The sequence below is a fragment of the Sodalinema sp. genome, from assembly GCF_046483825.1.
Lineage (GTDB): Bacteria > Cyanobacteriota > Cyanobacteriia > Cyanobacteriales > Geitlerinemataceae > Sodalinema.
In genome coordinates this window covers 1-8,746 of sequence record NZ_JAWOCL010000301.1, presented here as the reverse complement: position 1 = coordinate 8,746, position 8,746 = coordinate 1, and the positions used below count along the sequence as shown (strand labels likewise).

11 protein-coding genes and 1 tRNA gene are annotated in these 8,746 nt (G+C 52.4%); 6 read left to right on the top strand and 6 right to left on the bottom strand.

Annotation, left to right across the window (positions count from 1 at the left end; genetic code table 11):
- Positions 1–31: 31 nt before the first annotated feature.
- Positions 32–103: transfer RNA gene (locus tag R6U67_RS19100), tRNA-Val, on the bottom strand.
- 311 nt (positions 104–414) lie between these two features.
- Here R6U67_RS19100 and carA point away from each other — a divergent pair.
- The 5 genes from carA (at position 415) to R6U67_RS19075 (ending at position 4,220) form a co-directional block, all read left to right on the top strand.
- Positions 415–1,569: a glutamine-hydrolyzing carbamoyl-phosphate synthase small subunit gene (gene carA / locus R6U67_RS19095; protein ID WP_410254014.1), complete on the top strand. Its 1,155-nt coding sequence runs from the start codon at positions 415–417 to the stop codon at positions 1,567–1,569.
- 137 nt (positions 1,570–1,706) lie between these two features.
- Entirely contained in the window at positions 1,707–2,057 is a 351-nt protein-coding gene (locus tag R6U67_RS19090) for an STAS domain-containing protein (protein WP_410254013.1), read from the top strand.
- A gap of 90 nt (positions 2,058–2,147) precedes the next feature.
- Positions 2,148–2,570, top strand: a complete 423-nt coding sequence (locus R6U67_RS19085) for a Mini-ribonuclease 3 (RefSeq protein ID WP_410254012.1) — start codon at positions 2,148–2,150, stop codon at positions 2,568–2,570.
- Between the two features lie 238 nt (positions 2,571–2,808).
- Positions 2,809–3,786: a 23S rRNA (guanosine(2251)-2'-O)-methyltransferase RlmB gene (gene rlmB, locus R6U67_RS19080; protein ID WP_410254011.1), complete on the top strand. Its 978-nt coding sequence runs from the start codon at positions 2,809–2,811 to the stop codon at positions 3,784–3,786.
- A gap of 152 nt (positions 3,787–3,938) precedes the next feature.
- Positions 3,939–4,220, top strand: a complete 282-nt coding sequence (locus tag R6U67_RS19075; protein WP_410254010.1) for a DUF1816 domain-containing protein — start codon at positions 3,939–3,941, stop codon at positions 4,218–4,220.
- Here the strand turns inward: R6U67_RS19075 and R6U67_RS19070 are convergent.
- Both R6U67_RS19070 and R6U67_RS19065 read right to left on the bottom strand, forming a co-directional pair.
- Complete coding sequence (locus tag R6U67_RS19070) at positions 4,204–5,043, bottom strand: alpha/beta fold hydrolase (RefSeq protein ID WP_410254009.1); 840 nt, start codon at positions 5,041–5,043, stop codon at positions 4,204–4,206. The two genes, R6U67_RS19075 and R6U67_RS19070, sit on opposite strands and share 17 nt — an antisense overlap.
- Positions 5,044–5,046: 3 nt before the next feature.
- Positions 5,047–5,505, bottom strand: coding sequence for an SRPBCC family protein (locus tag R6U67_RS19065; RefSeq protein WP_410254008.1), 459 nt, complete (start codon positions 5,503–5,505; stop codon positions 5,047–5,049).
- 554 nt (positions 5,506–6,059) lie between these two features.
- Here R6U67_RS19065 and R6U67_RS19060 point away from each other — a divergent pair.
- Positions 6,060–7,664, top strand: a complete 1,605-nt coding sequence (locus R6U67_RS19060; protein WP_410254007.1) for a mechanosensitive ion channel — start codon at positions 6,060–6,062, stop codon at positions 7,662–7,664.
- A gap of 131 nt (positions 7,665–7,795) precedes the next feature.
- On the opposite strand, the gene R6U67_RS19055 is transcribed toward R6U67_RS19060, so the two are convergent.
- From R6U67_RS19055 to R6U67_RS19045, 3 genes are all read right to left on the bottom strand, one after another.
- A complete protein-coding gene (locus tag R6U67_RS19055; RefSeq protein ID WP_410254006.1) occupies positions 7,796–8,347 on the bottom strand; it encodes a Uma2 family endonuclease in 552 nt (183 codons plus the stop codon).
- 102 nt (positions 8,348–8,449) lie between these two features.
- Positions 8,450–8,644, bottom strand: coding sequence for a hypothetical protein (locus R6U67_RS19050; RefSeq protein WP_410254016.1), 195 nt, complete (start codon positions 8,642–8,644; stop codon positions 8,450–8,452).
- Between the two features lie 25 nt (positions 8,645–8,669).
- Positions 8,670–8,723: a hypothetical protein gene (locus R6U67_RS19045; RefSeq protein ID WP_410254015.1), complete on the bottom strand. Its 54-nt coding sequence runs from the start codon at positions 8,721–8,723 to the stop codon at positions 8,670–8,672.
- Between the last annotated feature and the right edge of the window lie 23 nt (positions 8,724–8,746).

The window sequence follows — 8,746 nt, the reverse complement described above, 5'->3', positions numbered from 1 at the left end:
CGTGATTCTATTCTCGTTAAAAAAAAATAAATGGGCGATACTGGATTCGAACCAGTGACCCCTTCCGTGTGAAGGAAGTGCGCTACCACTGTGCTAATCGCCCATAGACTCCCATTATAGCCGAAGCCGCAAAGTTTGGCAAGAGGGGGAAGAAGGCAAGAGGCAAGAGGCAAAAGGCAAGAGGCAAGAGGCAAGAGGCAAGAGGCAAGAGGCAAGAGGCAAGAGGCAAGAGGTAGGTTCTTCTCTGTTCCCTGTTCCCTGTTCCCTGTTCCCTGTTCCCTGTTCCCTGTTCCCTGTTCCCTGTTCCCTGTTCCCTATTTCCTCTAAAATGCGATCGCACCCTCACTAAATTGCCTCCTTCAGCCCCCGACTCGTGGCATAATAGCGCCGATCGACACAATTACCCGCACAGCCATGCCCATCTCAGGCGCTCAACCTGCACTCCTTGTCCTCGCCGACGGCAGCCATTACCCAGGCTACTCCTTCGGTGCCACCGGAACGGCCATCGGTGAAGTTGTCTTCAATACCGGAATGACGGGCTATCAGGAAGTTTTGACCGATCCCAGTTATTGTGGTCAATTGATTACCTTCACCTATCCCGAACTGGGGAATGTTGGTGTTAACCCCGATGATGAAGAATCGAACGGCCCGGTTGCCAAGGCGGCGATCGCACGTAATATCTGTCACCGCCCCAGTAACTGGCGATCGACTCAATCGTTGCCGGATTATCTCAAAGAACATGGGATTCCCGGAATTTACGGCATTGATACCCGTGCTTTAACCCTAAATCTGCGCTCTTCTGGAGCCATGAATGGGGCTGTTTCCACAGAAATCCTCGATCCCGAGGCCCTGCTGATGCAAGTCCAGTCTGCCCCCAGTATGGCGGGCTTGAACCTGGTTCCTGAGGTCTCGACGTCGGATGTTTACGAATGGCATGAACCCACGGCTGATATCTGGGAATTTGGCCCCAAATCTCAACCTGGGGAAGAGCCGTATACGGTGGTCGCCATTGACTTTGGCGTTAAACGCAATATCCTCCGTCGCCTGGCCAGCTACGGCTGTCGGGTGATTGTGGTTCCCGTTAGCACCTCGCCTGAGGATATTTTGAGCTATAACCCGGATGGCATTTTTCTCTCCAATGGCCCCGGAGATCCCGCTGCGGTTCAAGATGGTATTGCGACCGTTAAAGCCCTCCTGACGGCTGAAAAACCCATGTTTGGGATTTGCATGGGACATCAGATTCTGGGACAGGCCATCGGTGGGGACACCTTTAAACTTAAGTTTGGCCACCGGGGACTCAATCAACCCTGTGGCTTGAGTCAACAAGTCGAAATTACCAGTCAGAACCACGGTTTCGCCATTGATGCCGAGTCTTTGAGCGGGGATCTCGAAGTGACTCACTTTAATCTCAACGATCGCACCGTCGCCGGATTGCGTCATAAAAAATTGCCTCTGTTTTCGGTGCAATATCACCCCGAAGCCAGTCCTGGCCCCCATGATGCGGACTATCTGTTTGGCCAGTTTGTTGAATCGATGCGTCAGGCCCGGCAAACCCCCGTCTCGGTCTAGTTTCTCTGTTCGCCTCCTGGCTGATTCGTCTCGTCTGGGATCATCCCCTAGACAAATGTTGGAATACAGCCTATACTGAGGCGTTAACTCAAGGTATTACGTGACACGAGGAGGACGCTATTCCTGAGCCACTCAACTTGACGGTTAGCCTACGAGGCACACGAGAAGTCAAAGGAAACTACCAGTTGTTCCGACTCACGGGGCTGCTTGATGCGTTCTCGGAGCCGAACTTCCAGAAAGTTCTTAGCAAATGTATCGATGAAGGTCCGGCGAATGTCATCCTAGACCTCTCGAAGATTGATTTTGTCGATAGCTCCGGCTTGGGCGCACTCGTCCAGTTAGTTAAACGGGCGCAGACGGCTAAAGGAAGCTTACAAGTGGTCACCAACCCGCGAGTCACCCAGACTGTGAAACTGGTGCGATTGGAAAAATTCCTATCGTTACAGGGTTCGGTGGATGAGGCGATCGCCAACGTCTCCAAATCCTGATAGGTTTCGGATAGGTCAGCGAGCCGTTGCGCAATTGGGCAAAACGGCTCGTTATTCTCTTGTTTGTTAGATTTTTCTAGGAATTAAGCCTTGTTTGAGGACGTTGGGTTGCTACAGAAGTCTTTAACCCCCCAGCAATTGCGGCAACTGTCGCCCATATCCCTCGCCTATGTGGGGGATGCCGTCTATGAGTTATATGTTCGCCAACGTTATTTGTTTCCACCTCGGCGGACGCATCATTATCATCAACAGGTGGTCGCTCAAGTTCGGGCCGAACGTCAAGCTGAGCAACTTCACGCCATTCAGAGCGATTTGACGGACGAGGAACGGGATGTGATTCGTCGGGGGCGCAATGCCACGGTTCGCTCCCCGAAACGCCTTGATCCCAAAACCTATCAGGAGGCCACCGGCTTAGAAGCCCTGATTGGCTATCTCTATTTGACGGATTCTGAGCGCTTGTTTGAACTCCTCAGCCGCTTCACGTTTGATGATGAGGGTGATGATGAGGGCTGAGAATGGGGGCAGAGAATGAGGGCTGGGGCGATCGCCATTTCATGATATCCAGCCGTTTACCATATTTTTTGTATTTTGTCAACAAAAAATCGAGCCAACTCCCATCTCAATCCCCAGAGGCGACCGGAGATGACCCGAGTCTGTCCTCCACAAGACCGGTGATTGACCGCTATTCCCTCTGAGATTTCAACTGTTATTCCACTGTTATTCCACTGTTAACTGTCAACGATCAACTGTCATGACTCCTAAACCCCGTAAATCTTCTCGTAAACCTTCGTTACGTTCAGGACCTTCCGACAAACCTCGGTTTTCCAAGAATGCTCGCGGCCCTCGCCGTGATGATCGCCGTGATGACCGCCGTGATGATCGCCGTGATGATCGCCGCGATGACCGCCGTGATGACCGCCGTTCCTCCGCTGCTATGTCAGGAGATGATAACAGCCTCGAAGATCGGGATCTGATCTATGGTCGTCATAGTGTCTTAAGCGCCTTAGAGGGCGATCGCCGTCTGCATCGCGTCTGGATTTCCGAGCAATTGCGCCATGCACCTCGCTTCCATAGCCTCCTCAGCCAAGCCAAACAGCGAGGAACGGTGGTTGATGAAGCTTCCTACAAACAACTTGATCGCATGGCCGACGGCGGAAACCACCAGGGGGTGATCGCTCAGGTGGCTCCCTACGATTATTGGCATATTGCCGATCTCATTGAACAGTCGAAAAAGGTCAGCGATCGCCCGGTCATCATTATTAGTGACGGGATCACGGATCCCCACAACTTAGGCGCCATTATTCGCACCGCTGAAGCCATTGGCGCTCAGGGGCTGGTGGTTCCCCAACGTCGCGCCGCTGGGGTGACGTCCACGGTGATGAAAGTGGCCGCTGGGGCGATCGAAAAGTTACCCGTTGCTCAAGTTGTCAATCTGTCCCGAACCTTGGAAACCTTTAAAGAAGAGGGGTTTTGGATTTATGGACTCTCCGAACAAGCGGATTCGGTGATCAGCGAGGTTGAATTTGACCGGGCAACTGTGTTAGTGATGGGAGCAGAAGGCGATGGTTTATCCCTCCTAACCCAACGCCACTGTGACCAACTCGTCTCCATCCCCCTAGCCGGTAGTACCCCGAGTCTCAACGTTTCAGTCGCCGCCGGGATGGCACTGTATGAAATCTATCGTCAACGTTGGTCGAATCGACTACAGCTCAAAAATTGGGGATCGTAGTAGTATCGAGATGTCATCGTTCCCTGTCGGTTTAGCCGGGTTTGCGGACGTTGAAAAAAAACAACGGGCGGAGTATAAAGAACTGTAAAGTAACAGCATTGAGTCTGTTGGGTTCACAAGCTTCAATATCAATTAACACACGGGCAAACGTCATGAAGGAATTTTTCATTAACATTCTGCAACTCGTCGGCTTAGCGTGGTGGGTTGAGATTCAAACCGATCAGCCCCAATGCACCTACTACTTTGGGCCGTTCCTCTCTCAGAAAGAGGCGCGTAGCGCTCAAGTCGGCTATATCGAAGACATCGAAAGCGAAGGCGCTCAGGGAATCCGAGCTCAAGTGGGGCGCTATAAACCCTCGCAATTGACCATTTTTGACGAGGCCACTGAGTTCCCTAAGTCAAGCCCAAAGCCCGCCTTTAGTGGTCAGATGTAGCGGGACCTGTTCGATCAGGGTGTGTTAGCCAAGTCAAGATATCTTGACAAACTAAATTGGGAACTTCCCAAGGAAAAAGATGCGCGGTTTCTTCATACAGTCTCACATCACAGTGGGGAAGAAGCCGTGCTGTCTCTTGGCTGGCGGCTGGGGTAATGTGGCGATCGCGATCGCCGATGAGCCACAAACAGGGGCAACGAATTTCGCTTAAGCGCGATCGGGCATCATAGCCATCCCGTAAGGCTTGCGAAAGGGCTTGTTGGGCCAGGCGACTGGTTCCTAAATAGGCTGAGATCCCCTCTCGGGCCAGGTAGCGGTACACCGCCGGGGTTTGCCGAGCCACGAGATACTGAAACAGCGATCGCCGTCCCCAATGCTCAATAATCCAGGGATGACCGGGAACCAGGCCATTACTGATCCCGGCCAAGGCACTATAGGTCAAGAGCTGACGTGATATGGGGGGATGGTCGCTGCGAGGCCGGGCCGCTGTAGCCACGCCGATCAATCCCAGAACGCGATCGGGATGGCGTAGGGCCAGTTCTAGGGCGAGAATCCCTCCCAAGGACCACCCGAGTAACCAGAATTTTTCTATATTTAAGCTCGTTAATACGGCCTCGAGATCATCGAGATGGTCGGCCATGGAAAAGGGGATCGAGGTATGACTGAGGCCATACCCCCGTAAGTCGGGGCTGATGGTGCGATAGTGGGCCGAAAGCACATCGGTGAAGACGGCCATACTCTGACGATTGCCCGGATGTCCGTGGAGACAGAGCATCGCTGGACCTTGGCCCCGAACGTCTCGATAGAGGTCGATCGCTGCCATGTCTTAGGCTCCCTGACGGTAACTTCGCTCGGCAACTCGTTTGAGGCGACGAAGCTGGGCCTGCATGTCCTCGCGGGTCCAAGCGGCGGCGATGCGATCGAAGCCAAACGCGATGACGGGATTGGGAATGGAAAATTCAAAGCGGTTCAGGAGTAAGGTTCCTTCAATCTGGGGTTGGCATTCCCAGCGATCGCGGCCCACGAAGAATCCCTCAAAGGACCACACCACCAATCCTGGCTCCCGTTCGACGATACGACTGGTTAAACTCGGCTTCAGCAGCGGGATTTGGATGACAAAACGAGATGTCGCCCCGAGAGCATCATCCCAGTTCCCAATGGGTTCACAGCGTAGGGCCGGATTGAGCCAAGTGTGCATCAACTCTAAATCCGTGAGACATCGCTCCACGGCTGTTGCACTAGCACGAATATAAATAGATTGCTCAAAAACACGACTTAAAGACATTCAAGGTTTACCAACGCGGTGCAAGGATTCAGTGTAAGGTTCGCTGTAAGGTTCGCTGTAAGGTTCGCTGTAAGGGTCGGTGCAGGCGTTGCTGCAACATTAACGACAAGCTAACGACAAGCTGAGGTCGGGCTGAGCGATTTACGCCAATTCTGGGCGATCGCCCCTAGAATTATCTTGACACAAGCTGGGGGGCGCTTCTGAGTCGAATCACCAAATTGTGATTTACAAATAGAGTTATCCTTTGAAGGAGAAAGGGGGAAAACCCCTGAAAACTAGGATGAATCTGATTATTTCTGTAGTATGTTTCCAAGTGCTGCTGATTACGGCAACATAGCTATCATAGTTTTGCGTTCTAAGTCTTTTATCTAAAGACGGAACCAAACCCAAACTAGATGCAGCGGACTTGTAACGGGAGTGATGTCCTGTTGACCGCTGCCTCTGATTGCATCTGTCGTTATACGGAGGGCGCATCGGACTGTTCTATCTCGACGACTCTCTAGGACCTTGAGTCGAAGCGAGACGACCCAGTTGCGATCGCGTCATAACCAAGTATGTTAGACCTTTGGTCTCTAAACCCACCCGACGAGGCAATTCCTCGTCTTCTCGCCCAGGCCAACGGGGATACCCCGAACACCCTGTCCGGCTTTTGGAATCGCATCAGCGAGACTCTTGGGGGCTTTATCCCCAGTATTCTCGGGGCAGTCGCTATCCTGATCCTGTTTTGGCTGGGGGCAACCCTCGCCGCGACCTTGGTCAAAGGCGTTCTGCACCGCACCGACATCGATAACAAAATTGCCGGATGGCTCACAGGCAATCAAGCCAGCGACTTTCCTATTGAAAAGTGGATTGCCAAGATTGTCTATTGGATTATCCTGCTGCTGGGGTTCCTGGCGTTCTTCAATGTCCTTGACCTAGAGATTGTTTCTGCGCCTCTGTCCGGATTCCTGGAGCAAATCTTTGACTACCTGCCGCGCATTGCCGCCGCCGCCATTTTACTCCTGGTGGCTTGGGCCTTAGCGACGCTCTGTAAAGTCCTGCTCACTAAAGGACTCGAAAGCTTCCGGCTCGATGACCGTCTGGCGGAACAATCGGGCGGTTCGAGTCCCTTTCTCGTCAATGATGCTCTGGCCAATATCCTGTATTGGTTCATCATTCTGCTGTTCCTACCCATTGTTCTCGATACGCTGGGCCTGCAAGGGTTACTCCAACCTCTGCAAGCCATGGTCGAGAAAATCCTCTCCTATCTGCCTCAAATCCTGACGGCGATCGCCATTGGCGTTGTTGGCTGGCTTGTTGCACGAGTGGTGCGCGGTATCGTCACCAACCTCCTGGCGGCGACGGGTGTGGACAATCTCGGTTCTCGCCTAGGCCTCGGACAGATGGGGGGAATGACCCTATCGGGCGTCATCGGCACCTTCGTCTATGTGTTGGTGTTAATTCCCATCGCCATTGCGGCTTTGGATGCTCTACAAATTGCCGCCATTTCTGGCCCGGCGATTTCGATGTTGCAGCAAGTCTTAGACTTCCTGCCTCAAATCTTTACGGCGGCGTTAATTGTCGCGATTTCCTTCTTTATTGGACGGTTGGTGTCGGAGTTCGTCACGAATTTGCTCACCAGTGTCGGGTTCAATAATATCTTCTCGGCTCTCGGACTGAATCCGCCTCCCCGCAACCCCGAAGATCCCGGTGCGATGACTCGCTTCCAAGGAAGCCGCACTCCTTCTGAGTTTGTGGGAATTATTCTCTGGGTTGGCATTGAGTTGTTCGGTATTATTGCCGCCGTCGATGTTCTAGAAATTCCGGCTCTGAACACGATTGTGTCTGGGTTACTGGTCATCTTCGGTCGTATTTTGGCCGGACTGGTGGTTCTCGGCATTGGCTTATATTTGGCGAACTTGGTTCACAATTTAATTGCGGGTTCGGGTTCGGCGAATGGTCAATTGCTCGGACAAGTGGCCCGGGTGTCTATCATTGTCTTTGTGGTGGCTATGGCTCTGCAACAGATGGGGATTGCTCCGGATATTGTCAATCTTGCCTTTGGCTTATTGTTGGGTGCGTTAGCTGTTGCGATCGCCCTAGCCTTTGGCCTCGGCGGACGAGATGTTGCGGCTGAGAAAATCCGCGAGTTTCTCGCGTCGTTCCAGCAACGGCAATAGGTGTTCGGGAGACGTCAGCGACGTTTCTCTTAACAATTTATGAACCTTTAGGGTAGTGAGTTCACTACCCTTTTTTCAGGCCGAGATTGGGCTGTACAACCCGTTCCGGGTTACTCTTGACGGTGAACGTCTTAATCAAGGCCGCGATAGAGTCTCGAGATCGCAATTTCGAGGTTAAGGCTGGGGAGGGGGATCAGATCTCCCGTTTGGTAAATCGTCGTCTCCCAGGTGTTATCAGCCAGGCGGAGACGGACTTCGACGCACTGAGTCTCTTGGGAGATGAGGAGGTATTCTTGGAGGCGATCGAGTTTTTGGTAGTCGCGGAATTTCAAGTCGCGATCGAAGGCTTCGGTACTGGTTGAGAGGACTTCGGCGATGAGGATGGGGTAGCGTTTGATGAAGCGGTCTTGGCGATCGCGTTCATCGCAGGTGACGAAGGCATCAGGGTAGTAATAAAAGTCATCCTGGTCGTTGACTTTGACATCGCTACCGTAGAAGCGACAGGGTGAGTTGCCCAAACCATCGTCAATTTCTCGGAGTAGGTTGAAGGTAATTCGCGCATGAGCGTCGCTACGGCCAGTCATGGCGTAGACGAGTCCTTGGCGGTATTCGTGGCGGATGGGGTTTTGGCGATCGAGGTCGAGGTAGTCTTGGGGAGAGATAGAGTGGGGAATGGCGATCATGGTGGAACGTTGTAGAACGTTGTCGGGGCGAAAAATGTTTCGTCCCTACGTGAAATTGTAACCTTGTAGCTAGGTTGGAGACTCCTCTGAGCCAACAACACCTTAAGTCACTTTTTCAGCACAGAGACGTTGTTCAACTCGTTCGTACTCATCTTCAAGCAGCCAAAGCTTAGCGTCTTGATACGTTTCGCTAGCAAAAATGACTTGATAGTGTTCTGCGGGATCGTAAATTTGCGTTTTACCTGATTCATGACTCAGCAAAACTAAAACGTAGGGAGGGGAGGCTGTTGGATCGATCCAGAGTTCTGTAAAGTCCCAATCTTCAGCTAGGTTTAATGCGGGGAATGACATGGTATTTATCTCCTTTGATTTTCATTTCTCCGTAGTGGAGAGAGATTT

Bases quoted from the DNA above. Each gene is read 5' to 3' on its own strand.
- carA (WP_410254014.1), top strand. From the start codon at position 415: ATGCCCATCTCAGGCGCTCAACCTGCACTCCTTGTCCTCGCCGACGGC.
- rlmB (WP_410254011.1), top strand. From the start codon at position 2,809: ATGACTCCTAAACCCCGTAAATCTTCTCGTAAACCTTCGTTACGTTCA.
- R6U67_RS19075 (WP_410254010.1), top strand. From the start codon at position 3,939: ATGAAGGAATTTTTCATTAACATTCTGCAACTCGTCGGCTTAGCGTGG.
- R6U67_RS19070 (WP_410254009.1), bottom strand. From the start codon at position 5,043: ATGGCAGCGATCGACCTCTATCGAGACGTTCGGGGCCAAGGTCCAGCG.
- R6U67_RS19065 (WP_410254008.1), bottom strand. From the start codon at position 5,505: ATGTCTTTAAGTCGTGTTTTTGAGCAATCTATTTATATTCGTGCTAGT.
- R6U67_RS19060 (WP_410254007.1), top strand. From the start codon at position 6,060: ATGTTAGACCTTTGGTCTCTAAACCCACCCGACGAGGCAATTCCTCGT.
- R6U67_RS19055 (WP_410254006.1), bottom strand. From the start codon at position 8,347: ATGATCGCCATTCCCCACTCTATCTCTCCCCAAGACTACCTCGACCTC.